The sequence below is a fragment of the Arthrobacter sp. Y3221114 genome (assembly GCF_059092625.1).
On sequence record NZ_JBNHHW010000001.1, the window covers coordinates 241,445 to 267,254 of the forward strand.

General features: G+C 67.4%; 21 protein-coding genes. 11 read left to right on the forward strand and 10 right to left on the reverse strand.

Annotated features, from left to right (window positions below; genetic code table 11):
- Positions 1 to 9: 9 nt before the first annotated feature.
- A complete protein-coding gene (locus tag AC5RV3_RS01110; RefSeq protein ID WP_494120592.1) occupies positions 10 to 369 on the reverse strand; it encodes a nuclear transport factor 2 family protein in 360 nt (119 codons plus the stop codon).
- Positions 370 to 542: 173 nt separating this feature from the next.
- Between AC5RV3_RS01110 and AC5RV3_RS01115 the strand changes: the two genes are divergently transcribed.
- Both AC5RV3_RS01115 and AC5RV3_RS01120 read left to right on the forward strand, forming a co-directional pair.
- Positions 543 to 1,091 (forward strand): dihydrofolate reductase family protein, encoded by a 549-nt coding sequence (locus tag AC5RV3_RS01115; RefSeq protein WP_494120593.1) that lies wholly within the window; start codon positions 543 to 545, stop codon positions 1,089 to 1,091.
- A gap of 375 nt (positions 1,092 to 1,466) precedes the next feature.
- A complete protein-coding gene (locus AC5RV3_RS01120) occupies positions 1,467 to 3,164 on the forward strand; it encodes an HNH endonuclease (protein WP_494121000.1) in 1,698 nt (565 codons plus the stop codon).
- Between the two features lie 58 nt (positions 3,165 to 3,222).
- On the opposite strand, the gene AC5RV3_RS01125 is transcribed toward AC5RV3_RS01120, so the two are convergent.
- Positions 3,223 to 3,732 carry a hotdog fold thioesterase gene (locus tag AC5RV3_RS01125; RefSeq protein ID WP_494120594.1) on the reverse strand — a complete coding sequence of 170 codons (510 nt, stop codon included), beginning with the start codon at positions 3,730 to 3,732 and terminating at the stop codon, positions 3,223 to 3,225.
- On the opposite strand from AC5RV3_RS01125, the gene polA reads away from it, so the two are divergent.
- The 4 genes from polA to AC5RV3_RS01145 all read left to right on the forward strand — a co-directional run bounded on the left by polA (position 3,731) and on the right by AC5RV3_RS01145 (position 10,228).
- Complete coding sequence (gene polA, locus AC5RV3_RS01130; RefSeq protein WP_494120595.1) at positions 3,731 to 6,505, forward strand: DNA polymerase I; 2,775 nt, start codon at positions 3,731 to 3,733, stop codon at positions 6,503 to 6,505. The two genes, AC5RV3_RS01125 and polA, sit on opposite strands and share 2 nt — an antisense overlap.
- Positions 6,506 to 6,615: 110 nt before the next feature.
- A complete protein-coding gene (locus AC5RV3_RS01135) occupies positions 6,616 to 7,926 on the forward strand; it encodes a GNAT family N-acetyltransferase (RefSeq protein WP_494120596.1) in 1,311 nt (436 codons plus the stop codon).
- A 288-nt stretch (positions 7,927 to 8,214) separates the two neighbouring features.
- Positions 8,215 to 9,687 (forward strand): 30S ribosomal protein S1, encoded by a 1,473-nt coding sequence (gene rpsA / locus AC5RV3_RS01140; protein WP_494112509.1) that lies wholly within the window; start codon positions 8,215 to 8,217, stop codon positions 9,685 to 9,687.
- A 232-nt stretch (positions 9,688 to 9,919) separates the two neighbouring features.
- Positions 9,920 to 10,228, forward strand: a complete 309-nt coding sequence (locus AC5RV3_RS01145) for a PRC-barrel domain-containing protein (RefSeq protein WP_493987326.1) — start codon at positions 9,920 to 9,922, stop codon at positions 10,226 to 10,228.
- Between the two features lie 54 nt (positions 10,229 to 10,282).
- On the opposite strand, the gene AC5RV3_RS01150 is transcribed toward AC5RV3_RS01145, so the two are convergent.
- Positions 10,283 to 11,413 (reverse strand): class I SAM-dependent methyltransferase, encoded by a 1,131-nt coding sequence (locus AC5RV3_RS01150; protein WP_494121001.1) that lies wholly within the window; start codon positions 11,411 to 11,413, stop codon positions 10,283 to 10,285.
- 67 nt (positions 11,414 to 11,480) lie between these two features.
- The gene (locus AC5RV3_RS01155) at positions 11,481 to 12,155 is read right to left on the reverse strand and encodes an IMPACT family protein (protein WP_494120597.1); all 675 of its coding nucleotides are present in this window, start codon (positions 12,153 to 12,155) and stop codon (positions 11,481 to 11,483) included.
- A gap of 185 nt (positions 12,156 to 12,340) precedes the next feature.
- Here AC5RV3_RS01155 and AC5RV3_RS01160 point away from each other — a divergent pair, with 185 nt between their 5' ends.
- Both AC5RV3_RS01160 and coaE read left to right on the forward strand, forming a co-directional pair.
- On the forward strand, positions 12,341 to 12,574 hold the full coding sequence (locus AC5RV3_RS01160) for a DUF6480 family protein (RefSeq protein ID WP_494112506.1): 234 nt from the start codon (positions 12,341 to 12,343) through the stop codon (positions 12,572 to 12,574).
- A gap of 169 nt (positions 12,575 to 12,743) precedes the next feature.
- Complete coding sequence (gene coaE / locus AC5RV3_RS01165; RefSeq protein WP_494120598.1) at positions 12,744 to 13,955, forward strand: dephospho-CoA kinase; 1,212 nt, start codon at positions 12,744 to 12,746, stop codon at positions 13,953 to 13,955.
- 12 nt (positions 13,956 to 13,967) lie between these two features.
- On the opposite strand, the gene AC5RV3_RS01170 is transcribed toward coaE, so the two are convergent.
- Together AC5RV3_RS01170 and AC5RV3_RS01175 are read right to left on the reverse strand one after the other, a co-directional pair.
- The gene (locus tag AC5RV3_RS01170; protein WP_494120599.1) at positions 13,968 to 14,285 is read right to left on the reverse strand and encodes a VOC family protein; all 318 of its coding nucleotides are present in this window, start codon (positions 14,283 to 14,285) and stop codon (positions 13,968 to 13,970) included.
- A gap of 176 nt (positions 14,286 to 14,461) precedes the next feature.
- The gene (locus AC5RV3_RS01175; RefSeq protein ID WP_494120600.1) at positions 14,462 to 14,803 is read right to left on the reverse strand and encodes a VOC family protein; all 342 of its coding nucleotides are present in this window, start codon (positions 14,801 to 14,803) and stop codon (positions 14,462 to 14,464) included.
- 163 nt (positions 14,804 to 14,966) lie between these two features.
- On the opposite strand from AC5RV3_RS01175, the gene uvrB reads away from it, so the two are divergent.
- The 3 genes from uvrB (at position 14,967) to AC5RV3_RS01190 (ending at position 19,827) form a co-directional block, all read left to right on the forward strand.
- Entirely contained in the window at positions 14,967 to 17,063 is a 2,097-nt protein-coding gene (gene uvrB / locus AC5RV3_RS01180) for an excinuclease ABC subunit UvrB (protein WP_494120601.1), read from the forward strand.
- A gap of 259 nt (positions 17,064 to 17,322) precedes the next feature.
- Entirely contained in the window at positions 17,323 to 18,456 is a 1,134-nt protein-coding gene (locus tag AC5RV3_RS01185; RefSeq protein WP_494120602.1) for a TerC family protein, read from the forward strand.
- Positions 18,457 to 18,495: 39 nt separating this feature from the next.
- Entirely contained in the window at positions 18,496 to 19,827 is a 1,332-nt protein-coding gene (locus tag AC5RV3_RS01190) for an MFS transporter (protein ID WP_494120603.1), read from the forward strand.
- Between the two features lie 296 nt (positions 19,828 to 20,123).
- On the opposite strand, the gene AC5RV3_RS01195 is transcribed toward AC5RV3_RS01190, so the two are convergent.
- The 4 genes from AC5RV3_RS01195 to AC5RV3_RS01210 all read right to left on the reverse strand — a co-directional run bounded on the left by AC5RV3_RS01195 (position 20,124) and on the right by AC5RV3_RS01210 (position 25,800).
- Entirely contained in the window at positions 20,124 to 21,380 is a 1,257-nt protein-coding gene (locus AC5RV3_RS01195; protein ID WP_494121002.1) for an alpha/beta fold hydrolase, read from the reverse strand.
- Between the two features lie 38 nt (positions 21,381 to 21,418).
- Positions 21,419 to 21,913, reverse strand: coding sequence for a GNAT family N-acetyltransferase (locus AC5RV3_RS01200; RefSeq protein ID WP_494120604.1), 495 nt, complete (start codon positions 21,911 to 21,913; stop codon positions 21,419 to 21,421).
- 29 nt (positions 21,914 to 21,942) lie between these two features.
- The gene (locus tag AC5RV3_RS01205) at positions 21,943 to 23,121 is read right to left on the reverse strand and encodes a zinc-dependent alcohol dehydrogenase (protein WP_494120605.1); all 1,179 of its coding nucleotides are present in this window, start codon (positions 23,119 to 23,121) and stop codon (positions 21,943 to 21,945) included.
- A 123-nt stretch (positions 23,122 to 23,244) separates the two neighbouring features.
- Positions 23,245 to 25,800 carry a DEAD/DEAH box helicase gene (locus AC5RV3_RS01210; RefSeq protein WP_494120606.1) on the reverse strand — a complete coding sequence of 852 codons (2,556 nt, stop codon included), beginning with the start codon at positions 25,798 to 25,800 and terminating at the stop codon, positions 23,245 to 23,247.
- Between the last annotated feature and the right edge of the window lie 10 nt (positions 25,801 to 25,810).

The window sequence follows — 25,810 nt, forward strand, 5'->3', positions numbered from 1 at the left end:
GCGTCGGTTTCAGGAAGCGACCGAATGGTCCATCCACCACTCGGTGAAGTGGGTTGCCCGGCCCTCGCCGTTCAACCGGATCAGCCACAGGTTGCTGTAGGTGCGTCCGTCCCGGTAGGCGGTCGTTCCCTCAACCACGGAGACGTGGTCGGTCACCGTGACTTCGGCCCACTCGAATGTCGCGGCACCTGGCTCATCCTTGCGGGCCAGCCACTGCCGGACAATGCTGTCCCGGCCACGCCACGGTTCCGTCCAAGGCTCCGGCCGGTACTCGGCGTCGTCGGTAAACAATGCTCCGATCTGATCCGGGTCATTGGTTTCCCACGCCTGCCGGTAGGCCGTGATCCACGCCGCAGTCTTCGCATCCATCCCACCGTTGTACTGCCGCAGCTGCGGACCGACAACCCCTGCATGTCCTGCGGCAACCGCGGATCGACAACCCTGGCATGTGCTGCGACAACTGCGGACCGACAACCCCCGCATGTCCAGCGGGACGCACGCCAAGCTTCCACTGGTTCGGGCCGCTGGCTAGCATGGGCCGCATGGCCCGGACTATTTACTACGTCGGCAGCTCGGTGGATGGGTATATTGCCGACCGCAGCAACAAGCTCGACTGGCTCACGCAGTTCAATGACGCCGCCGGCGTCCAGGACAGCTTCGCAACCTTCATGCAGCGCATCGGGTCCATCGTCATGGGCTCCGAGACGTATAAGTTCGTGCTGGAGGAGGCACCGGAGGAATGGCCCTACGGCTCAACACCCACCTGGGTGTTCACGCATCACGAACTGCCAGGCATACCCGGAGCGGACATCACGTTTGTGCGAGGCGATGTGGGTATCTTCCACGATGACATCTGCGCCGACGCCGGCGAGAAAGACGTGTGGCTGGTCGGCGGCGGGCAACTTGCCGCACAGTACGCGTCGGCCGGCCTGCTGGACGAACTCATTCTGACGTTGGTGCCGGTGGTGCTGGGCGGCGGACAACCGCTGCTACCGGTTCCCAGCACGACTGCGCCTGCGCGGCTTCGCGGCAGCCGCACCTTGGGCGACTTGGTCGAGATGCATTACGACCTTACGCCGGTGCCGGTGTAACCTCACGCGAACGCGGTACCCCCGGGCGGTCTTCCTACGTGGGCCCGTTTGTACCGTTGGATGTGCGCGGCAGGGGCAGAGCGGTCCTTTTGCATGCCCCGCTTTGGTGGTCTTGCTTAGAAGTTCCTCGTGCGGAAACTATAGGCCGCAATTCGGTCAGGGCCACTCCACCGGTTGCCTTGCTGCAGTCGGTGGCGGTTGCTGCGTCCTCCGAAACTGTCAGTGGCGGCGCATAGTCTGTTTTCAGTAGCAGTTCAGCACCAACGTTGGCCGCCGGGTGTGGGTTTGCCGGCGGCGTCCGCGGATCCGTTCAGGGTTCGCGACCGCTCGTAGTCGAGGCCATGCAGCACGCATGCTGAAGATTGAGACGCTGTGATGTTTGATCCGGCAGTATCCGAACCTCCCGCCGCAGGACCGCCCGCCGCTGCCGCGGGTCCGGTGGGGTCTGCCGCCGTTCGCGCCGCCGCCGCTGCCTTGGAGGGCATCGATCTGGACGCGCCGGGCCCGGAACTGGTCGAAGAGCTCACCGCGCTGGAGGGCCTGAAGGCTGCCGCCGCGGCGGCGCAGGCCAGGGTGCAGGTCGCGCTGGAGAAGTCCGTCCGTGCCCGCCGGGCCGCCGCCGGGATCCCCATAGACCGGCAGGGCGCCGGGGTGGCCGCCCAGATCGGGTTGGCCCGGCGCGAGTCCCCGCACCGGGCCGCGGTCCTGCTGAACCTGTCCCGGACCCTGGTGGGGCAGATGCCGCACACTCTGGCCGCCCTGGCCGCGGGGCACCTGAACGAATACCGGGCCGAGATCCTGGCCCAGGAAACCGTTTGCCTGAGCCCGGAGCACCGGGCCCGGGTGGACCGGGAACTGGCCGGGAACCGGGAGCGGCTGCACGGGCTCGGGAACAGGGCGCTGCGGGCCGAAGCCAAACGCCTCGCCTACCGGCTGGAACCGCGCTCGGTGGTGGACCGGGCAGCGAAGGCCGAAGCGGACCGGCACGTTTCCTCCCGCCCGGAGCCGGACACCATGGTCTCGGTCCGGACCCTGCTGCCGGTGGTCCAGGGCGTGGCGGTGATGGCCGCCCTGCACCGGGAAGCGGACCGGCTGCGCAACAGCGGAGACCCCCGCTCCCGCGGCCAGATGATGGCCGACACCGTGTTCGAACGCGTCACCGGCCGCAGCACCGCCGACCCGGCCCGGCTGGAAATCCAGCTGGTGATGACCGACCGCGCCCTGCTGCACGGCGAGGCCGAACCGGCCTGGCTGACCGGCTACGGCATCGTCCCGGCCCACTACGCCCGCGACCTCACCCGGCCGCCGCACCAACCGCCGGCCACGGCAAACACACCGGACGCCCACACGGAAGCCAGCCCGCCCGGCGGGACCGGGCAGAAGGCGCCGCCGGCCGGGACCGAGCCGGGCTGGAAGACCGCCCGCGAACAGGCCCACCGCACGAAAGTGCTGACACAGGGCAGCGTCGAGGACATCTGGGTCCGCCGCCTCTACACCGCCCCCGGGACCGGGCAACTGCTGGGGATGGACTCGGCCGCCCGGAAGTTCCCCGACGGGATGCGCCGGATGATCCTCGCCCGCGACGCGGTCTGCGGCAGGCCCTGGTGCGACGCCCCGATCCGGCACATTGACCACATCGTGCCCTGGTCACAAGGCGGTAAAACCACCATGGCCAACGGGCAGGGACTGTGCGAGCAATGCAACCAGTCAAAGGAAGCCGAAGGCTGGTCCACCCGCACCCTCGACGGACCACACCACGCGGTCGAGACCACCACCCCCACCGGACACACCTACACCTCCACCCCGCCACCGCTACCAGGCACGCCGCCGCCCGGAGCGTCAGGAGCGGATCAGGCCAGAACCGGGACGGTGCCGGCGGGCATAACGATCCCGGCATTCGGGACGGCTCAGGCAACCCTGTCGAGCGCGGAGATCATTCGCCGCGCTTTGGCCGCTTGGAGGACGAACAGTGATGGAGACGCCGACGACGGCGCCCGCCTGGGCGCGTGCACTGCCGGCGGTTGGGCAGTAGTAAGGATCCCGAGGAACAAGCTCGCTCGGTCCGCCGCCTAAATTTCAGCACAAGGGGCAGTGGCACTAACCAGCGCAGGGGAGTGGCCGTTAATGCTACTTACGCGTTGTCGCGAATCAGATTGGTGATCCGCGCCGTGGAGAGGCGCCGTCCGTCGTCATCGGTCATCACGACTTCGTGGACGGTCAGCGAACGGCCCAACTGGATTGCCGTCGCGGTGCCGGTGACACGTCCCGAGGAGACCGAACGGTGATGACTGGCGCCAACTTCGATGCCGACGGCGTGGCGGCCGGCGCCCGCGTGCAGAGTCGCTGCGAAGGAACCCAGCGTTTCGGCCAGCACTACATGCGCGCCGCCATGCAGGATGCCAGCCACCTGGGTATTACCTTCCACCGGCATGGTTGCCACCATGCGCTGCGGCGTCATCTCGCTGAAAACGATGCCCATCTTCACCACGAGCGCTCCCACACCGGTGTGTATCAGCCACCGGTGCAAGTGTTCCGGGACACCGGCGTCGACGAGTTCGGCGATCGTGGCCACGGCCGAGGCCGGGGGCGAGCCCTGCGAGTGTCCCGCAGCACTGTCGCCGGGTGTGAATTTGTCGCTCATGGGAACTAGGCTGGCAGGTGTGAGTGAAACTAACAAACCGGAAGCAGCGACCGCGATAGTGGAGGCCGAGGGAGCCCCCGTTACCGGCCCGGAGAGCGAAGCTTCGGGGCCAAAGCGCCTGCTGCTGATCGATGGCCATTCGATGGCGTTCCGCGCGTTCTACGCCCTGCCGGTGGAGAACTTTTCCACGGATACCGGCCAGCACACGAATGCTGTTTACGGTTTCACTTCCATGCTGATCAAGATGATCGAGCAGCGCGAACCGACCCACATCGCCGTGGCGTTTGACCTGGACACCCCCACCTTCCGCACTGAGGAGTATTCCGAGTACAAGGGCGGCCGCAACAAGACGCCCGAGGAATTCCACGGCCAGGTGGACCTGATCGTCAAGGTGATGGAGGCGATGCAGATCCCCACCGTCACCCTGGACGGATACGAGGCCGACGACGTCATCGCCACCCTCAGTGCCCGGGCCGAGGCCGCCGGCTGGGAGGTTCTTGTGGTCTCGGGAGACCGCGACGCGTTCCAGCTCATCACGGACAAAGTCACCGTGCTGTACCCGAAGAAGGGCATCAGCGACATCCCGCCAATGGACGGCGACGCGGTGGAAGCCAAGTATTTCGTCCGGCCGGAACGGTATTCGGATCTCGCGGCGCTGGTCGGTGAAACCGCGGACAACCTCCCCGGCGTTCCGGGCGTGGGCCCGAAAACCGCTGCCAAGTGGATCAACCTCTACGGCGGCGTGGAGGGCATCCTGGACAACTTGGATTCGATCGGCGGCAAGGTCGGCGAGGCGCTTCGGGCCAATGTCGATTTGGTCAAGCGCAACCGCCGGCTGAACCATCTGCTGCGGGATCTGGACCTTCCGGTGAAGCTGGAGCACATGGTGCTGCAGTACCCCGACCGCGCCGCCATCGAGGAACTCTTCGATGCGCTGCAGTTCAACACCCTGCGCAAGCGACTCTTCGACCTCTTCGGTGAGGAGGACGCCGTCCGCGAGACGGAGGTCAACGCCCCCGCCCACGCGGTGGTCACCGATGCGGCTGCCCTGAAGGAATGGCTGGAGGAGACCAACCAGCACAACGTCGCCCTGCAGTTGGTGGCCGAAGCGGCGGAAGGCGGGGACGACGCCGTCGGGCTGGCCCTGGTGGCCCACGCACAGGCGGCGTATGTTCCGCTGACTGCCTTGGACGCAGACGCCGAGCAGTTGCTGGCACACTGGCTGTCCGACCTGGACGCACCGAAGATCGTCCACGACTTCAAGTACGCCTACAAGGTTCTCTCGCGGCGCGGGTTCGAGCTGCTGGGCGTAGTCGACGACACCGCCATTTCGGCTTATCTCATCCAGCCTGATCGGCGCAGCTACGAACTGGCGGACCTGGCCCAGTACCACTTGAAGATGTCCGTGGCGGCCCCCGAAGCTGCGGCGAACGGGCAGCTGGAGCTCGGCCTGTCCGAGGACGACAAGGCCGGACCGGCCGTGGTGCAGGCGTTCGCCGCGCTGCAGCTGAGCGAACACTTCGCCGGACAACTGGTGGATCGTGGCGCCAACCAGCTGCTGGGCGGGCTTGACCTGCCCCTGTCGCTGGTACTGGCGCGGATGGAACTGGACGGCATTGCCGTCGACGCCGGCGCGCTGGACCGGCTGGTGGACGATTTCACGGTCACCATCGACGCGGCCAGCTCGGCGGCCTTCGGCATCATCGGCAAGGAAATCAACCTGGGCTCTCCCAAGCAGCTGCAGGCGGTGCTGTTCGAGGAGCTGGGGCTGCCGAAGACCAAGAAGATCAAGACCGGTTATTCGACCGACGCCGACGCGCTGAACGACCTGTTCGCCAAGACGGGCAACGAATTCCTGGTCCAGCTGCTGGCCTATCGCGATGCTTCAAAGCTGCGGCAAACGGTGGAAGGCCTGCGCAAGACCGTGGCGGATGATGGGCGGATCCATACCACCTACGCGCAGACCGTCGCCGCCACCGGCAGGCTTTCCTCCATCAACCCGAACCTGCAGAACATCCCGGTCCGGTCGGAGGCGGGCCGCCGCATCCGCGAGGCGTTCGTCGTCGGCGAGGGCTACGAGCTGCTGCTGACCGCCGACTACTCACAGATCGAAATGCGGATTATGGCACACCTGTCCGGAGACGAAGGCCTGATCCAGGCGTTCCGGGCGGGCGAGGACCTGCACCGGTTCGTCGGTTCGCACATCTTCGGGGTCGCCCCGGAGGATGTCACCAGCGAGATGCGCGCCAAGGTCAAGGCCATGTCCTACGGCCTGGTGTACGGGCTGAGCTCCTTCGGGCTGTCCAAGCAGTTGAACATCTCCGTGGATGAGGCCCGGACACTGATGAAGGAATACTTCTCCCGGTTCGGTGCTGTCCGCGACTACCTGCGCGGCGTGGTGGACAAGGCCAGGGTGGACGGGTTCACCTCGACGATCGAAGGCCGCCGCCGCTACCTGCCGGACCTGGCCAGCGATAACCGCCAGCTGCGCGAGATGTCGGAGCGTGCTGCCCTCAACGCGCCCATCCAGGGGTCGGCCGCGGACATCATCAAGAAAGCCATGCTCGGTGTCTCGGAGGAGCTGCGCCACCAGGGACTGAAGTCCCGGATGCTGCTGCAGGTCCATGACGAACTCGTGCTCGAAGTAGCGGCGGGGGAGCGGGAACAGGTGGAGCAGCTGGTGCGGGCCCAGATGGGCGGCGCCGCGGAACTGACCGTGCCGCTGGACGTGTCGGTGGGCGTGGGCGCCAACTGGCAGGAAGCCGGACACTAGTCCGGTCGCTTGGCCGGGGCGTCGCGGGCACGCAGGGGCGGTGACGGTTCTGTGCGCTGCCTGCGGCTTCCTCTGGCGGACCGAAGGAGGTGCCGCTAGGCTCGAAGACCGTGACCACCCACACACAAGAAACTCGCCAGGACATCCGCATCGACCGGTTTGCCGCCGGGCTCGATGGCGACAAGCCGGACGCCAAGACCCTCGGCTGGTTCGAAGCGGTCAGCTTCGGGTTCCACGACGGTAAACCCGATGCCTCCGACATTGCTGCCTACACCAGGACCTACGGCACCGACCAGCGGATTCTTTGGGGCGCCTACGACGACACGCAGCGCCCGGGCGTGTGGGACCCCGCAGTACCCGTCGCTACCTACGCCACCATGGTCAACACCCTCAATGTGGGCGGCGGGCGGCTGCTGGACACCCACCTGATCACCGCGGTGACGGTCCGGGCGACGCACCGGCGCCGGGGGCTGTTGCGGCGGATGATCACCGACGACTTGAAGCAGGCCGCCGGCCGGGGACTCGCGATGGCGGCGCTTACCGCTTCCGAGGCCACCATCTACGGACGCTTCGGTTTCGGTGCCGCAACGTTCATCCGCGAAGTGGAAATTGATGCCCGCGAGCGGTTCGGTCTGCGGGCCGCGGCCACCGGGACCATGGAGTTGGCCGACCCGGCTTCGCTCCAGGACTTGGCGCCGGAAATATTCAACGGGTTCCACGCCCGGACCCTGGGCTCGATCGGACGCCAGGCCAGTTACGCCTTCCGCGTCTCGGGCCGCTGGAGCCAGGACAAGCCGTCCGAAGACAAGTCGCTGCGAGCGGCTGTACATTGCGACGGCGACGGCCGGCCGGACGGCTATGTCAGCTACCGGTTTGCCGGCTGGGACAGCAAGCCCTACACGGTGAAGGTGGTTGACCTGGTTGCCGCCGGGCAGGATGCGTACCTGGAGTTGTGGCGTTACCTCGGGTCGCTGGATCTGGTTGAGCGGATCAAGTTCCCGCTCGGGCCGGTGGAGGATCCGCTGGCGTGGGGACTGGCGGACAGCCGCGGCTACGAGGTGGCGGCGGTCGAAGACGTGTTGTGGCTGCGCGTGCTGGACCCGGTAGCGGCCCTCCAAGCCAGGCCGTACCTGCACGACGGCTCGTGCACCCTGCGGGTCACCGACCCGCTGGATATCTGCGGCGGCGTCTACCGGCTGACCGTCAGGGACGGCCGGGGTACGGTTGAAGTCCTGCCGGAGGGTGCCGGCGTCGACGCCGTAGTGCCCGTGGATTCGCTCGGGTCGCTCTATCTCGGCGGAGTCCAGGCGCGGACCCTGGCCGCGGCCGGCCACTTCTCCGGTGCCTCAGCGCAAGCCGTCTCCAGCATGGACCGCCTGTTCTCATCGGACACCCCGCCGTACTGCATCACGCATTTCTGACCCTGCCGGGGGCGCGCCGTCGAGGCGCCGCTTCGCCGTAACCCTGCGCCTCGACAAGGCGGGTCGCTTTGCCGGGATTGGCGCGACCAGTTAGACTTATTGGGCGCGTAATGCGTATGGAGAGCCCTTCGGTGAAGGGCAGGCTCCATGAGCTTCACCAAAATACATCAGTCCGTTTCCGTAAACGGCAATGCATCCCTTGTGCAGCAGCGGTCGAATGCTGCTGTGCGCCGGGAAGCAGGGCAGCAGCGGAACTCAGAAAACTATCCACATCGGAGCCCCTACTACATGACCATCACCTCCACCGAGAAGCCCGGTACCCCGCAGGTCGCCATCAACGACATCGGTACCGCTGAAGACTTCCTCGCAGCCGTCGACGCGACCATCAAGTACTTCAATGATGGCGATCTGGTCGAAGGCACTGTCGTCAAGGTTGACCGCGACGAAGTCCTGCTCGACATCGGTTACAAGACCGAAGGTGTCATCCCCTCCCGCGAGCTTTCCATCAAGCACGACGTCGACCCGGGCGAAGTTGTCGCCGTCGGTGACGAGGTCGAAGCCCTGGTGCTGACCAAGGAAGACAAGGAAGGCCGCCTGATCCTGTCCAAGAAGCGTGCTCAGTACGAGCGCGCCTGGGGCGACATCGAGAAGGTCAAGGAAGAGGACGGCGTTGTTACCGGCACCGTCATCGAGGTTGTTAAGGGTGGCCTGATCCTCGACATCGGCCTGCGCGGCTTCCTGCCCGCCTCCCTCGTCGAGATGCGCCGCGTGCGCGACCTGGCTCCGTACATCGGCCAGCAGATCGAAGCGAAGATCATCGAGCTGGACAAGAACCGCAACAACGTTGTGCTGTCCCGCCGTGCATGGCTTGAGCAGACCCAGTCCGAGGTCCGCTCCACCTTCCTCAACAAGCTGGAGAAGGGCCAGGTCCGTCCGGGCGTCGTCTCCTCGATCGTCAACTTCGGTGCCTTCGTGGACCTGGGCGGCGTCGACGGCCTGGTGCACGTCTCCGAGCTGTCCTGGAAGCACATCGACCACCCGTCCGAGGTCGTCGAGGTTGGCCAGGAAGTCACCGTCGAGGTACTCGAGGTGGACCTGGATCGCGAGCGCGTGTCCCTGTCCCTGAAGGCCACCCAGGAAGACCCGTGGCAGACCTTCGCCCGCACCCATGCCCTGGGCCAGATCGTCCCGGGCAAGGTCACCAAGCTGGTTCCGTTCGGTGCGTTCGTCCGCGTCGAAGACGGCATCGAGGGCCTGGTCCACATCTCCGAGCTGGCCGTGCGCCACGTGGAGCTGGCCGAGCAGGTTGTCTCCGTCAACGACGAGGTCTTCGTCAAGGTCATCGACATCGACCTGGAGCGCCGCCGCATCTCCCTGTCCCTGAAGCAGGCCAACGAGGGCGTCGATCCGGAGGGCTCCGAGTTCGACCCGGCCCTGTACGGCATGGCTGCCGAGTACGACGAGCAGGGCAACTACAAGTACCCGGAGGGCTTCGACCCGGAGACCAACGAGTGGCTCGAAGGCTACGAGGCGCAGCGCGCCGCGTGGGAGCAGCAGTACGCCGACGCCCAGGCGCGTTGGGAAGCCCACAAGAAGCAGGTTGCTGCTTCCATGGCAGAGGAAGCCGAGGCTCCGAGCGAGTCCGAGGCCGCCCCGACCAGCTACTCCTCCGACGCCCCGGCGGCTCCGGCCTCCAGCGGCGGCACCCTGGCTTCCGACGAAGCCCTGGCTGCACTGCGCGAGAAGCTGACCGGCCAGTAACAACGGCCCTCAGCGCCGGGGCAACCCGGCATCGCTGGCTGAGGAACCCCCGCACCGTCAGGGTGCGGGGGTTCCGCTGTGTCCGGCGCCTTTCCGGATCGCCGGAACGCCCGTCGCTGCGCGGCCGATGCCCGGTCCGGGGCCGCTGCGGTCCTTGCCGGGCGCAGACGCGGCACTTAGGGTGAGGAACGTAAGCACACCCGCGCAGGCCGTTGGCCGGAACGGAGAGAACATGGCAGATAAAGTCGATATCCACGCCTTGCAGCAATCCACCGTGTGGGACAACGAGCAGCAAAAACTGGGCGCCGTGGGGCAGGTCCATCAGGATCCGGTTACCGGAACCATCACCTGGCTCACCGTAGGCCTCGGCCTGGCCGACAGCCGCGAGAAGTTCGTGCCGATTGCCGGCGCCCGCATCAATTCACGCGACGTGTACGTCGCCTACAGCCACGACACCATTAAGGACTCGCCCTCGCCGGAAGCGTCCGACAGCCTCACTCCGGAGGAAGAGGCCGAGTTGCGCAGGTACTACGGCACCTAGAGGCGTCCATGACCGGGACACGGCAGCGGACGCCTGCCACCCGTGAACCGCTCCTCAGGCCAGGGTGCTGACGGTGACCGTGAACTTGGAGTTCCTTGCCACCTGCCGCGTGGGGCCCACCAGCCGGTTCAGCGCCGGCTTGTAGGCCAGGTGGCTGTTCCAGACCGTCCACAGCTCCCCGGCCGGTCCCAGCACCCGCCCGGCGTCGGCGAAGAGCTTCAGCGCGATGCCCGCGTGCACGGCGTTGCCGATGTGGAACGGCGGGTTGAGCACCACCAGCTGTTCGGATGCCGCCGGCAGCGAGGACAGCGCATCGTCCCGGCGGACCTGCACGCGGTCCGCCACGGCGTTGGCTTCCGCCGTGGCACGTGCCGACGCGACGGCGGAGGCCGACTGGTCGGTGGCCAGTACCCGCATCCCCGGGCGTGCAAGGGCCAGATACGCGGCGATGGAACCGTTGCCGCAGCCGAGGTCGACGGCGCGGTCCGCCTGCCGGGCGCCCGCCAACAAGGGCAGCAGGAACCGGGTCCCGGGATCCAACCTGGGCCCGCCGAAGGTGCCGCCGAAGGCAAGCAGCCGCAACGGAACCGGCAGCCCGACGTCGTGCTCTTCCGCCAGGGGAAAGCGCCCGCCCGACGCCGGCAGCGAACCGGTGGCGGTGAGCACGCGCGCTTTCTGCCGCGCCAGCCCCGCTGTCACGGAGGAGAAGGAGGAGCCGAGCACGGAGTTCATTGCCGTGGTCATGTGCTTCACCCGGCCGCCGGCGAGCACCGTGACGCCGGGCGAGGCGGCCGCCGCGATGCAGCCGGCAATCTCCTCCAGCGCATCGAGCGCACGGGGCAGTTGCAGCAGCACGAGCCGTGCGCCGTCGAACGCCGCCGGTTCCAGCGGGAGATTCCGGTAGCCGGTCAGTCCCATCCGCGTGGCATTGTTGGCCAAGGCCCGCTCGGAACTGAGCGGGTCCTGGACCACGCGCATGCCGTGCTTGCCGGCCGCCGCGAGGGCCAGCGTCAGCGCCCCGTAGTGGTCGTTGACCACCGTGATGTGGCTTCCGTCCACGCCGTCCAGCAGCGGCGCGGCGGTGTCCAGCAGCAACCTGTCCGCCGCGTCGTAGGCGAAGAGGTTGTCAGCCTCCACGTCGGGCCAGCGCCGGAGCGCGGAAAAATCGAACGCGTGCGGCTGCAGAGCGGAGTCCGCTGCCTCCCGTTCGGAGCCCGCTGCGTTCGACGCTTTGGGCGCACCTTCGTGATGCTCAGTCAAGGTCCACCCATTCCGTGCCGAGCGGTTCCGCGCCCGGGCCACCCGACGTCAGCGCGGCGAGCTGCTCCCCGAAGCGCGAGATGACTGCCGGCTGGTCGTCCATTGCCAGGTTGATCCGGACGCCGTCGGCTCCGTACTCACTGCCAAGCACCACGGTGCCCGCGGCCCGCAGCTCATTTTCCAGGCGTCCGGCGTCGGCATGCGCGGCCGGCACCGCGAACAGGCGCATCCGGCGCCGCCGGACCAGCGGCGCGGTCGCCACGGCCTGCGACACCGACTCCGAATAAGCCCGCACCAGTCCTCCGGCTCCCAGCAGGATTCCCCCGAAATAGCGTACGACGACGGCCGCGACGTCGCTGAGGTCCGTCACCCCGGGTGCCGTCTCGCGTTTGAGCAGGGCCTCCAGCATGGGGACCCCGGCAGTACCGGCGGGCTCGCCGTCGTCGTTCGAGCGCTGGACGCCCCGGTCCGGGCCCAGCAGGAAGGCACTGCAGTGGTGCCGGGCGTCGTGGAATTCGCGGCGCAGCTCCGCGACCAGGCCGCGGGCCTCTTCCTCCGTCTCCGACCGTCGCAGCACCGTGATGAACCGCGAGCGTTTGATCTCGATCTCATGCCGGTGCTCGCCGGCGACGGTGGTGTAGCTGCTGTTGGGGGACGGGGAAACCATAGGATCCAGCCTAGTGCGCCCGCCCGTGGTGGCCGGCTCCCGCGGATATGCAGGTCAGCACGGGCGGCGCCCGCCCCTGGTCCCTTGTCCGGGTCCCTTGTCCGGCGGCCCCGGACGTGCCTAGTCTGGGTGGCACAGGGCCGCGCCTGCTTCGGCGGCCGGAGAACGCAACGAACGGCGGAACCATGGCGAAGAACCAGCCGGAATTCGACCCGCGCGTCCAAGGCGGAAAGGGCCACGGCCCGGCCACGCCCGACGGCGGCAATGAAGGCCGGGTCTCGGCCGACCAGGGCGACTCGGCCAACCCTGATCCCGAAAGCCAGAACATCACGGGACTGGAACCCGGCGGTGGCGTCCCGCCCGGAGAAACTCCGCCGGCCGAAGACCAGATGAGCGCAGACCAAGGGCACGAGGAGTAGCGGGCCCAGGCCACCCCTGCCCGCCGGAGGCAGCACGACGGAGGCAGGGCGACGGCGATCGGGGCGGGCGCGGCCGACGCTGGGCTCGCGCGGCGCGGGTCCGGTCCGGCGCGGCCGACGGAACACGCGGTGGCGCGGTGCCGGCCTGCGCGCTGGCTAGACTGAGGCCGTGCTCAGAATCGGACTCACCGGTGGTATCGCCGCCGGAAAATCGCTGGCTGCCCGGCGGCTGGCCGAGCTTGGCGCCACCCTGATCGATGCCGACGCCATCGCCCGGGAAGTGGTAGAGCCCGGCACCGACGGCCTGCGCGCCGTCGTCGACGCGTTCGGCCCCGGGATCCTCACGGCTGACGGCAGGCTTGACCGTCCGGCACTCGGCGCCTTGGTATTCAACGATCCCGCGCAACGCGAGCGCCTGAACGGGATTGTGCATCCGCTGGTCCGCGCCGGCGCCGCGGCCCAGGTAGCCGCGGCAGGCGAGGGCGCCATCCTGGTCCAGGACATCCCGCTGCTGGTGGAAACCGGGCAGAGCCCCTCCTTCCATCTGGTCCTGGTGATCGACGCGCCCGAAGACGAGCGGCTGCGGCGCATGGTTGAGGACCGCGGCATGACCGAAACTGACGCCCGCTCCCGCATGGCCGCCCAAGCCTCCCCGGCAGAACGCAGGGCCGCGGCCGACGTCGTGCTGGAGAACAACGGCACCCGGGAACAATTGTTGGCCGAACTGGACGCGCTCTGGGCGGAACGGCTGGTGCCGTTCAACCAGAATCTGTTGGCCGGTCGGCTGGCTCCGCGCACCGGCCCGCCGGTCCTGCTCAACCCGCAGCCGCACTGGCCCGCGCAGGCATCCCTGCTCGCGAAGCGGATCAGTCGCGCCGACCCGCGCATCCTTGCCGTCGATCACGTTGGTTCGACGGCCGTTCCGGGGCTGCCGGCCAAGGACGTGCTGGACCTGCAGGTGACCGTGCGCAGCCTGGACGACGCCGATTCCGCCGCGGACGCACTGGCCGCGGCCGGATTCCCGCGCTGGCCCGGTACCTGGCGCGACACCCCGAGACCGGAGCATCCGGAGCCGGGGGACTGGCAGAAGAGACTGCACGGCAACGCCGACCCCGGTCGTGCGGTCAACGTCCACATCCGGGCGGCCGGCTCGCCGGGGTGGCGCTATGCCCTGCTGTTCCGGGACTGGCTGCGGGCCGACCCCGGCGCCGCCGAGGCGTATCTAGCCGAGAAACGGCGGCTCGCCGGCTTGCATGCCTCGGACGCTTCCACCGGCCGCTACGCCCGCGCGAAGGAAGACTGGTTCAGCCGGACGGCCGATCCGCAGATGAACCAGTGGGCCCGGGACACCGGGTGGAGGCCGCCGGCCGCCGGCAGCTAGCGACTTCGCCCCTCACCCGAAGGCCGGTGCGAACTGGCTGGCGGTGAAGACGGCGCCAAACGGGTCCCGTATTAGCGCATCCCGCGTCCAGTCGGTGTTGGTTTGGCCAAGCACCGTCCCGCCCAACCGTTCAGCGGCGGCGGCGGTCTCATCGCGGTCGGCGACCGCGAACGCCACGTGCCAGTGTGCCGTCTCGCCGGGCTGCAGGGCGGTGAGCCACCCGATGGCATCCGCGAACCCCGGCGGGACGTTGATGCCCGATTGGCGCTCGTGGATGCCGGGGTCACTGGTCGCCTGCAGATGGTCGCCGTAGCCGGGGACGCGAATCATGCTGCCGAAACCGACGTCGTCGAATCGCCAGCCGAAGACCTTGGCCGTAGAAGGTTGAGGCTGCGGCGGGATCAGCGGCGTGCAGGTCGCTGAAATTCCACGCGCCCGGCATGTTGACTGCCTGGGCGCCCGGCCTGTTCCGGGCCTGCCAGAGTCGGAACGGAACGCTGGCCGGATCAGCACACAGCGTCGCGCGGCCGCCCCCACCGGCACCGGTCGGGCCGGAGAGCACTTGTCCGCCCGCAGAGCGGATCCTGTCCGCCGCCGCCTCCGAATCCACCACCGCTACGTACGTGTTTCCAGGCGGGGTTTGCCGCAGCAATGCCCTCGCCGAGACCGGCGACGTCCCGGCCGTCGAGCTTGGCGATCACATAGCGCGGGGATACGCCCGGCGGGGTAGCCTCGGCGAAGGTCCAGCCAAAGAGTCCGCCGTAGAAGTCCTTGGCCGCCCCAACATCACGGTGTTCGACGTCAATCCACGACGTCACACCCTCGGGATAGGTCCGGACCGCGTCCATGGCGTGCCTTCCGATCGTCGTCGCTGCACCCACAGATGTACCGCACGCAGCGCTACGGGGCAGTGGTCAAGGGGCCATGGCGGGTCGGCCCATCCGCGGCGGGGGTTAGGCCCAGAGCGATTCCGGACCCACACTGACCGCAATCGGGTCTACCGTTAACGGCATGAGTCTTGCGCAGGACATCAAACGCGTTGTAGCGCCCTTCGAGGTGGTCAGTGAATTCCAGCCTGCCGGCGACCAGCCAGCGGCGATCAAGGAGCTGACCGAACGGATCCAGGCCGGGGAGAAGGACGTGGTGCTGCTCGGCGCCACCGGCACCGGCAAGTCCGCCACCACCGCCTGGCTCGTGGAACAGGTCCAGCGGCCCACCCTGGTGATGGTGCAGAACAAAACTCTGGCCGCCCAGCTGGCCAACGAGTTCCGTGAGCTGCTGCCGAACAATGCCGTGGAGTACTTCGTTTCCTACTACGACTACTATCAGCCGGAAGCCTACGTGGCACAGACGGACACTTTCATTGAGAAGGACTCCTCCATCAACGAGGAAGTCGAACGTTTGCGCCACTCTGCCACCAACGCGCTGCTGACCCGGCGCGACGTCATCGTGGTCGCCACCGTGTCCTGCATCTACGGTCTGGGCACGCCTGAGGAATACATCGCGGGCATGGTCACGCTCCGTAAGGGCGCCGAAATGAACCGGGACGACATGCTGCGCCGGTTCGTGGCCATGCAATACGCCCGCAACGACGTCGATTTCCACCGGGGCACCTTCCGGGTCCGTGGCGATACCGTGGAAATCATTCCGATGTACGAGGAACTGGCCGTCCGGATCGAGTTCTTCGGCGACGAGATCGAGCAGATCCAGACGCTGCATCCGGTCACCGGGGAGATCATCCGCGAGGAGACGGAAATGTACGTCTTCCCGGCGTCGCACTATGTGGCCGGCGAGGACCGGATGAGCCGGGCGGTCAGGGACATCGAGGACGAGCTGCGTGACCGGCTGCAGGTGCTCGAGTCGCAGAACAAGCTGGTGGAAGCACAGCGGCTGCGGATGCGCACCACCTATGACCTGGAAATGATGCAGCAGATGGGGTTCTGCAACGGCATCGAGAATTACTCGCGGCATATCGACGGCCGCGGTCCGGGCACGGCGCCGCACTGCCTGCTGGACTACTTCCCGGACGATTTCCTGTTGGTGATCGACGAATCGCACGTCACCGTGCCGCAGATTGGCGCGATGTACGAAGGCGACATGTCCCGCAAGCGCAACCTGGTGGACTACGGTTTCCGGCTGCCGTCCGCGATGGACAACCGGCCGCTGAAGTGGGACGAGTTCCTGGAACGAATTGGGCAGACGGTCTACCTTTCGGCCACGCCGGGCAAGTACGAGCTGTCCAAGTCCGACGGCTATGTCCAGCAGATTATCCGGCCCACGGGCCTGGTGGATCCCGAGGTCATCGTCAAGCCGACCAAGGGCCAGATCGACGACCTGCTGGGCGAGATCAACGCACGGGTGGAGCGGAACGAACGCGTCCTGGTCACCACGCTGACCAAGCGGATGGCCGAGGACCTGACCGATTACCTCAATGAGCACGGTGTGAAGGTCCAGTACCTGCACTCGGACGTGGACACGCTGCGCCGCGTGGAACTGCTCCGTGAACTGCGGATGGGCACCTTCGACGTCCTGGTGGGCATCAACCTGCTGCGCGAGGGCCTGGACCTGCCCGAAGTCTCACTAGTGGCCATCCTGGATGCGGACAAGGAAGGCTTCCTGCGCAGCAGCACCTCGCTGATCCAGACCATCGGCCGTGCCGCCCGCAACGTCTCCGGCCAAGTGCACATGTACGCGGACAAGATCACGGACTCGATGGCCAACGCGATCGAGGAAACCAACCGACGCCGTGAGATCCAGGTGGCGCACAACAAGAAGCACGGCGTGGACCCGCAGCCGCTGCGCAAGCGGATCGCGGACATCACCGACCAGCTGGCCCGCGAAGACGCCGACACCCAGCAGCTGCTGAAAGACTTCGACTACGGCAAGGGCAAGCGAGGGATTTCCGCGGCCGTGTCGAAGGACAAGATCCGCCGCGACGGGCTGGCCGCGGCACCGGCCGAGGATCTGGGCGAGCTGATCGCCCAGATGACGGAGCAGATGCACGCCGCAGCGGCGGAGCTGCAGTTCGAGCTGGCTGCCCGGCTGCGCGACGAGGTCTCGGACCTGAAGAAGGACCTGCGGCAGATGCGCGCCGCGGGCCACGCCTAAGCCCTCGGCGGCTGCGGCACCGGTTTCCGGCGGGCAGATGACGACGGCGGTGCGCACCCGCCGTCGTCAGGCGCACCTGCGCTACACTTGACCGAGCGTAGGGGAGTATCCCGAACACTGTGGACGTCAACACGCGGGGCATCGACGCCCCGCCGGGCGCAGTGGCCTGGCCGCAGAGCGGCAGGCGGAGAGACTTGCGGCGAACACTCGCACCCGCGCACCGCACACGCGCGGCATCTTCTGTGAAAGGCAAGGTTCCGTGTCGGACCAATTATCGCTGCCCTTTGAGGTCATTTCCTTCGTGGTTCTGGGCGCCATCCTGCTGTTCGACCTGCTGTACGTGGTCAAGCGGCCGCACGAGCCGTCCATGAAGGAAGCCGGCCTCTGGGTCGGTTTCTACGTCACACTGGCGCTGATCTTCGCGGGCATGCTGTTCTGGCAGGCCGGCCCCGACTACGGCCAGGAATTCCTGGCGGGCTGGATCACCGAGTACAGCCTCAGCGTGGACAACCTGTTCGTCTTCATCATCATCATGGCCAGGTTCTCCGTGCCGAGGAAGTACCAGCAGGAAGTGCTGATGTTCGGCATCATCATCGCGCTGATCCTGCGGGGCATCTTCATCCTGCTGGGCGCGACGCTGATCGCCCAGTTCAGCTGGGTGTTCTACATCTTCGGGGCGTTCCTGCTCTGGACCGCCTGGAAGCAGGCAACAGACTCGGGCGAGGACGAGGAAGAAGGCTCCGAGTCCGGGCTGATTTCCCGGTTGACCAAGAAGCTGCCGGTCAGCGAGCACTACGACGGCAACAAGCTGCGCACCACCGTCGACGGCAAGCGCCTGTTCACCCCCATGGTCATCGTTTTCATCACCATCGGCATGACCGACCTGCTGTTCGCGGTTGACTCCATCCCGGCGATCTTCGGCCTCACCCAGAGCGCGTTCATTGTTTTCACGGCGAACATCTTCGCGCTGATGGGCCTGCGCCAGCTCTACTTCCTGCTCGGTGGCCTGATGGACCGCCTGGTCTACCTCAAGCACGGGCTGTCGATCATCCTGGCCTTCATCGGCGTGAAGCTGATCTTCCACGCGCTGCACGAGAACGAGGTGCCGTTCATCAACGGCGGCCAGCATGTTGAGTGGATCCCTGTGATCACCACCCAGCTGTCGCTCGGCGTGATCATCGGGACCCTGGTGGTCGCCACGGTGGCCAGCCTGCTCAGCCCTGCCGGCCGTCAGGCAGCCATCGATGCGAGGTTGGCAAAGGACGCCGAACGCGCCAGGGCGGCAAACAGCGAGTCGGACGCCGAGCCAGCCCGGTCGGATGCCGCGCCCGCCCGGTCGGATGCCGGGCCCGTCCAGTCGGACGCCGAGCGCGCCAAGTCCGACACCGAGTAACGGCGGTTCATCCGGTTGCAGGTCGGCTAGGATCGGCGTGTGATCCGGCAACCAGACGCGGCGCTGAACGCAGACCCTCGCACGAGGGCCGTTCAGCGCCGCGTCGTTGTTTCCCTGTCCCTGGCCCAGCTGTTCAGCGGCTTGGGCCATGGCGCGGGGCTGGCCATCGGCTCCCTGCTGGCCGTGGAGCTCACCGGCAGCGAGGCCTTGGCAGGAACGTCCACCATGGCGATAGCCCTGGCCGCCGCGCTGGCGGCGCTGCCTTTGGCCGGTGTCGCCGCCCGTTCCGGACGCCGGCGGGCGCTGGTCACCGGTCTGCTGCTGGCCCTGCTGGGTTCGGCGTTGATGGCGCTGGCACCGGTCACCGGATCCTTTGCGGTGCTGCTGGCAGGCTCCGCCCTCTTGGGGGTCGGCAACGCGGCGAATCTGCAGGCCCGTTTTGCGGCGGTGGACCTGGCCGTGCCACAGCATCGCGGCCGGGATCTGGCCTTCGTGGTTTGGTCCATCACGGTCGGTGCCGTGGCCGGACCCAACCTGATCCGCCCGGGCGCCGATTTGGGCGCCGCGCTCGGACTGCCGGAATCGTCCGGGCCGTTCCTGTTCTCGATGGCAGGCATGGCCATCGGCGCTGCGCTGCTGCTGGTGGGCCTGCGGCCGGACCCACTGGACTATGCGCGTTCACGCGGCGGCGGGGAAGCCCTGCCGGTCAACCGCCGCGGAACCCTGCGAACGGGCGTGGCAGCGGTCCGGCACCATCCCATGGCCGCGCTCGGATTGGCGGCCGTCGTGGGCGCCCAGCTGGTGATGGTAGCGGTCATGTCCATGACGCCCGTGCACCTGCAGGCGCTGGACCATGCCGGCGGGCACCAGCACAGCCAGACAGACACGTTCGCCATCATCGGCTTCACGATCTCGCTGCATCTGGCCGGCATGTACGCCCTCTCGCCGCTGATGGGCTGGCTGACCGACCGCCTGGGACGCACCCGGACCATCGTGGCCGGGCAGTTGGTCCTCCTGGCCGCGACGGCGCTGGCCGGGTTGGGACAGCAGGACACGTGGCTGGTGGGTGCCGGGCTGGTGTTGCTGGGCCTGGGGTGGTCGGCCTCGGTGATTGCCGGCTCCACGCTGTTGGCCGAGTCGGTGCCGGAGTCCGGTCGCGTGCCGGCACAGGGCCTGTCCGACACGCTCATGGGCGCCGCGGGGGCCCTGGGTGCGGCTTTGTCGGGCCCGCTGCTGGCCGCCTTGGGGTTCGCCGGCCTGAACGCGGCGGCCGCCGCCGTTGCCGTCGTCATATTGCTGGCACCGGTTCTTGCCGCCCGCAGCGGGGGCGTCCGGGCAGGAGTTGGTTCCGGCGACAGGAGCCCATCGTGAGCCACCGGCAGGTCTTGGCCGCAGTGACCGTGGTGTCGATCCTTCTCTCGGGCTGCGGTGACGAGGGTGTCCCACGCCGCATTCAGTCAGGGGCAGGAACTGCTGACCGTGGAAGTCGAAGGCCGGTCTTTGGCGATCGGAGGACCGGTATTCTTTGGCGGGGGAACCCTCCGACAGGACCAACTCGACCATCTCTCTGAGAGCGCGCCGGAGGGATGCCTTCGGAACGAAAACTTCTACGTACAGACCATCGGGTAAAGCATTCCTGCGCATTGCCGAGGCTTGAGGGAAGGCAGCTAGACCCGGACCATGCCGAGCAGGCGCTCGAAGACGGCCTCGCCGTCGTCGGCAATGCCGTCATGATGGAACTCACCGGTTTCCCAGACCTGCAGCCCCTTCACCTGCGCGGCCGTTTCCAGCGACAGGCCGCGCTCCACGTAGATATCGTCGCGGTATACGGCGGCGGCGGCGGGCACGTCGTTCCCGGCCAGCCGGTCGGCGTCGTAGAGGGCCGGCCAGTCGGACTTCGCCGCCAGCTGCTCGGCAACCTCGCGCAGCGGCACCAGCGCCGGATCCTGCTCGAAGTACCAGGGATAGACCATCTCGCCGGTTAGCAGCGGCTCGGCCGCCTCCGGGGCGAACTGCGGGAAGTCGCGGAGTACGCGCCATGCCGCCCAGCCGGTCGCTTCGCCCTGGGCATAGATGGATTCGTGCATCAGGGCATAGAGCGGGTTGGCAGCACGGCTCACGAGTACGGCGACCTGCTCCAGGAAGGAATCCGAGAGCCGCTGGCCCGACGGAGTCGGGACAAAGGCGTCCTCCAGCAGGTAGTGCAGGGCGTCGATCCGGGTGTTGCCGCCCAGATACGACCCAACCATCTGGAACCGGCCGGTGGTCAACCGCTCGCCGGACGGCAGGTACTCGGGAACCGATTCCAGGTGTCGTGCGACGGCGGTGACCCGGGCCCGGTCTTCCGGGTAGCGGGCGAAGTATTCCCGGTTGCGGGCTTCCACCCGGGGAAAGGTGGCCCGGTAGACCCGGTCGGCTCCTCCCGCCAGCGGGGCCAGGCCGCCGGTGATCAGCACTTCCCGCAGCCCCTCGGGTGCGAGGGAGAGGTAGGTCAGCGCACAGAAGCCGCCGTAGCTCTGTCCGAAGATGCTCCATGGTCCGCTGCCGAGTTCCTGCCGGATCAGTTCAGCGTCGCGCACGATCGAATCCGCGCGGAAATGTGCCAGGAAGGCCGCCTGTGCCGCGGCGTCGCCGCGCAACGGCAACGTCTGCCGGTTCACGGGGGAGGAGAGGCCGGTGCCGCGCTGGTCCAGCATCAGGATGCGGAAGGTCTTGGCCGCCTCCTTCATCCAGCCGGCCAACGACGTCACCCGGTTGCCCCGGCCGCCGGGCCCGCCCTGCAGGAACAGCAGCCACGGCAGCCGCGCCGCCGCGGCGTCGTCGTGTTCCAGGGAGGAATACTCGCGCGCGAAGATTTCCACGGTCTCGCCGTCCGGGTCCGCGTGGTCGAGCGGGACGTCGAAGAAATACCCGGCCGTCCTCATTCCACGGCTGCGGTGTGTGCCGGTCACCCGGTGTCCCGTCACGCGTGCACCTTGCCCGCTCCCGAGCCGAACGACGCGAGGGCGTCGCCGGCCAGCCGGAACGTTGACCATTCCTCCTGCGGCCGGGCGCCGAGGCTGCGGTAGAAGTCGATGGACGGGCGGTTCCAGTTCAGTACCGCCCATTCCACCCGGGCGTACCCGGACGCCACCGCGTGGCTGGCCAACGTCTGCAGCAGGGCCTTGCCGTACCCCCGTCCGCGGGCCTCAGGCCGGACGTACAGGTCCTCCAAATAGATCCCGTGTACGCCCTCCCAGGTGGAGAAGTTCCGGAACCAGAGAGCGAAGCCCTGCACACCGCCGTCGTCTTCGGCGACATGCGCGAAGACGGACGGCTGAGCGGAAAACAGGGCGTCTTTCAGCTGTTCCGGCGTTGTTTTGACCGCATCCGGTTCCTTCTCGTACACCGCCAGATCGCGGATCAGGTCGAGGATGACGGGGACATCGGCTTCGTCGGCCGGGCGTATCACAGACATGACAAAAGCCTAGCGTCCCGGAGCGGGCGCTACGGCTTGAGCACCACCTTGATGCAGCCGTCGTCCTTCTTCTGGAATTTCTCGTACATCGCCGGCGCGTCATCCAGCCGGGCCGTATGCGTGACCAGGTCGCCGACGCCGAGGGGATCTGCCGGATCGCCCGCCAGCGGCAGCACGTCGTCGATCCATCGCCGGACGTTGCACTGGCCCATCCGCAGCGTGACCTGCTTGTCGAAGAGCGTGAGCATCGGCATGGGGTCGGCCTGGCCGGCGTAGACGCCGGACAGCGAGACGGTGCCGCCGCGGGCCACGGCGTCGATCGCGGCGTGCAGGACGGACAGGCGGTCCAGGCCTGCGGTCGACATCAGCTTTTTGGCCACGGCGTCGGGGAGGAGCCCGACGGCGAACTGTGCGGTGGCCGCAGCCGTCGCGCCGTGTGCTTCCATGCCGACGGCGTCGACCACCGACTCCGGCCCGCGGCCCTGGGTCGCATCACGCAGTTCGTCGGCGATCCTCGGGCCCCACTTCAGGGTCTCGATGCCGTGCCTGCGGGCCATTTCCAGCCGCTCCGGGACAAGGTCGACACCTATGACGCGGTGGCCCAGGTGGCGGCCGATGCGGGCGGCGAACTGGCCGACCGGTCCGAGCCCGAAGACCGCCAGCGTGCCTCCGTCGGGAACCTGGGCATAGGCCACTGCCTGCCAGGCGGTCGGGAGGATGTCGGAGAGGAACAGGTATTGCTCGTCCGGCGCCTGGTTGTCCTCGATCTTGATGGGACCGTAGTCCGCGTGGGGGACGCGCAGGAACTCGGCCTGCCCGCCCGGAACAGAGCCGTAGAGCTCCGTGTAGCCGAACAATGCAGCGCCCGAACCCTTGTCCTTGACCTGCGTGGTTTCGCACTGCGATTGCAGGCCCCGGCTGCACATGTGGCAGCGCCCGCACGCGATATTGAAGGGAACCACCACCCGGTCGCCGGGCTTCAGCCCCGGCACGGCGCTGCCGGTTTCCTCGACGATCCCCATCGGTTCATGACCCAGGACGTCGCCGGGGGACAGGAACGGGCCGAACAGTTCGTAGAGGTGCAGGTCGGACCCGCAGATGGCGGTGGAGGTGACCCTGATGATGGCGTCGGTGGGTTCCCGCAGGACCGGGTCCGGAACCTGCTCGACGCTCAGCTTCCGTTTGCCCTGCCAGGTCAGTGCTTTCACAATCGTCTCCCTGTCGCGTCGCCGGGGGAGCACACACTGCGCCCCATGGAAGGTAAGTGTGCTTTTTACCCTAGGGTCGCTGCCAACCGCCTGCAAGCGGACCCGGGCCCGGCAGCTACGCGATCAGGCCATGCGGCCGGCCGGTCCGACGTCGAGAATCCGGACCGCTGCAGCTCCCGTCTCGTTGCTGGCGGCAAGGTCGACTTCGGCGCTGATGCCCCAGTCACGGTTTCCGGCCGGGTCATCGAAGATCTGCCGCACCTTCCAGACCGCCGGCTGCTCCTCGATGATCAGCAGCGCCGGTCCGCGGGCATCGGGCCCGATGCCGATGTCGTCGTACTCCTCGAAGTAGGCGTCCATGGCGTCCGCCCAACGGTCGGCGTCCCAGCCCGCATCGGCGTCCAGTGCACCCAGTTCCTCTTCCTGCTCGTCGGCGAACAACTCGACCCGGCGGAACAGCTCGTTGCGCACCATGACGCGGAAGGCCCGGATGTTGTCGGTCAGCTTGGGCGGCTCCTGCGTGAAAACCGACTCGGCGGCGTGCTCGGCCGCCAGATCCGCCGCGCCCTTGCCCGCGGCTAGTTCTTCCCATTCGTCCAGCAGGCTCGAGTCGACCTGCCGCACCAGCTCACCCAGCCAGGCGATGATGTCGGCCAGGGCCTCGCGCAGGGCCTCCGCCGGCACGGTCTGCCGCAGCGCCTTGTAGCCGTCGGTCAGATAGCGGAGCACTATGCCCTCGCTGCGGGCCAGCCCGTAGAACTGCACGAATTCGCCGAAATTCATCGCCCGTTCGTACATGTCACGGATTACCGACTTCGGGGCAAGTTCAAAGTCGCCCAGCCAGGGCGCACCGTGCCGGTAGGTCTCGAAGGCGGCCTCGAGCAGCTCGGCCAGCGGCTGCGGGTAGGTCACCTCGTCCAGCAGGGCCATCCGCTGGTCGTATTCGATGCCGTCGGCCTTCATCGCGGCCACGGCTTCGCCGCGTGCCTTCTTCTCCTGCGCGGACAGGATCTGGCGGGGCTTCTCCAGCGTGGCCTCGATGATTGAGACCACGTCCAGTGCGTAGCCGCCGTCCTCGGGGTCCAGCAGGTCCAGACTGGCCACGGCGAACGGGGAAAGCGGCTGGTTCAGCGCGAAATTCGGCTGCAGGTCCACCTTCAGTCGGACGAGGTGCCCGTTCTCATCCGGTGCGTCCAGGCGTTCCACCAAGCCGGAGACCACCAGCTCCCGGTAAATGCCCAGTGCCTTCTTGATCAGCTTCAGCTGCGAGGCGCGTGTTTCGTGGTTGCGCGTCAGCAGCCGCTTGGCGGCGGCGAACGGGTCCCCGGGGCGCTCCAGGATGTTCAGCAGCATCGCGTGGCTGATGGAGAAGCTGGATGTCAGGGGCTCGGGGTCGCTCTCCACCAGCTTGTGGAAGGTCGGTTCGCCCCAGCTCACGAAACCGGTCGGCGGCTTCTTCTTCGCCACCTGGCGAAGTTTTTTCTGGTCGTCGCCGAACTTGGCCACCGCCTTGGCCATCGCCTTGGTGTTCTCCACCACGTGTTCCGGGGCCTGCACGACGACGGTGCCCGCCGTATCGTACCCGGCCCGCCCCGCGCGGCCGGCGATCTGATGGAATTCGCGCGCATTGAGCAGCCGGGTGCGCACGCCGTCGTACTTGCTCAAGGCGGTGAGCAGCACGGTCCGGATGGGCACATTGATGCCCACGCCCAGCGTGTCCGTGCCGCAGATGACCTTCAGCAGCCCGGCCTGGGCCAACTGCTCCACGAGCCGGCGGTACTTGGGCAACATGCCCGCGTGGTGGACACCTATGCCGTGCCGGACCAGGCGGTTAAGGGTCTTGCCGAAGCCGGCCGCGAACCGGAAACCCGAGATCAGCTCGGCAATGCGGTCCTTCTCCTCCCGGGTGCAGACGTTGATGCTCATGAGATTCTGGGCGCGCTCAATGGCTTCCAACTGGCTGAAGTGCACCACATAGACGGGAACCTGCCTGGTGGAGAGCAGTTCCTCCAGAGACTCCTGCACGCTGGTCTGCACATAGTAGTAGTGCAGCGGGATGGGACGCTCCGCCGAGCTTACGGTGACCGTCGTCCTGTCGGTGAGATCGGTGAGCTCCTTCTCGAACCGGGTTACGTCCCCCAGCGTCGCGGACATCAGCAGGAACTGCGCCTGCGGCAGTTCCAGCAGCGGCACCTGCCAGGCCCAACCGCGCTGCGGATCGGAGTAGTAGTGGAACTCGTCCATGACCACCGTGCCGAGGTCCGCGGCGGAGCCCTCCCGCAGCGCGATGTTGGCCAGGATCTCGGCGGTGCAGCAGATGATCGGGGCGTCCTGGTTGACCGCCGAGTCGCCGGTGACCATGCCGACGTTCTCCGGTCCGAAGATGTCGCACAGGGCGAAGAACTTTTCCGATACGAGCGCCTTGATGGGTGCCGTGTAATAGCTGACGGACCCGGTGGACATGGCGTGGAAGTGGGCGGCGATCGCGACCATCGACTTCCCCGACCCGGTGGGGGTGGCCAGGATGACGTTGTTGCCGGTGACCAGCTCCATGACGGCTTCGTCCTGGGCGGGGTAGAGCGACATCCCACGGGATTCGACCCACTCGATGAACCGGGTGTAGACGTCGTCGGGATTTGAGGCAGTGCCGGTGTCCGGCAGGAGCTGGAGGAGATTCATGTTCTTCCCA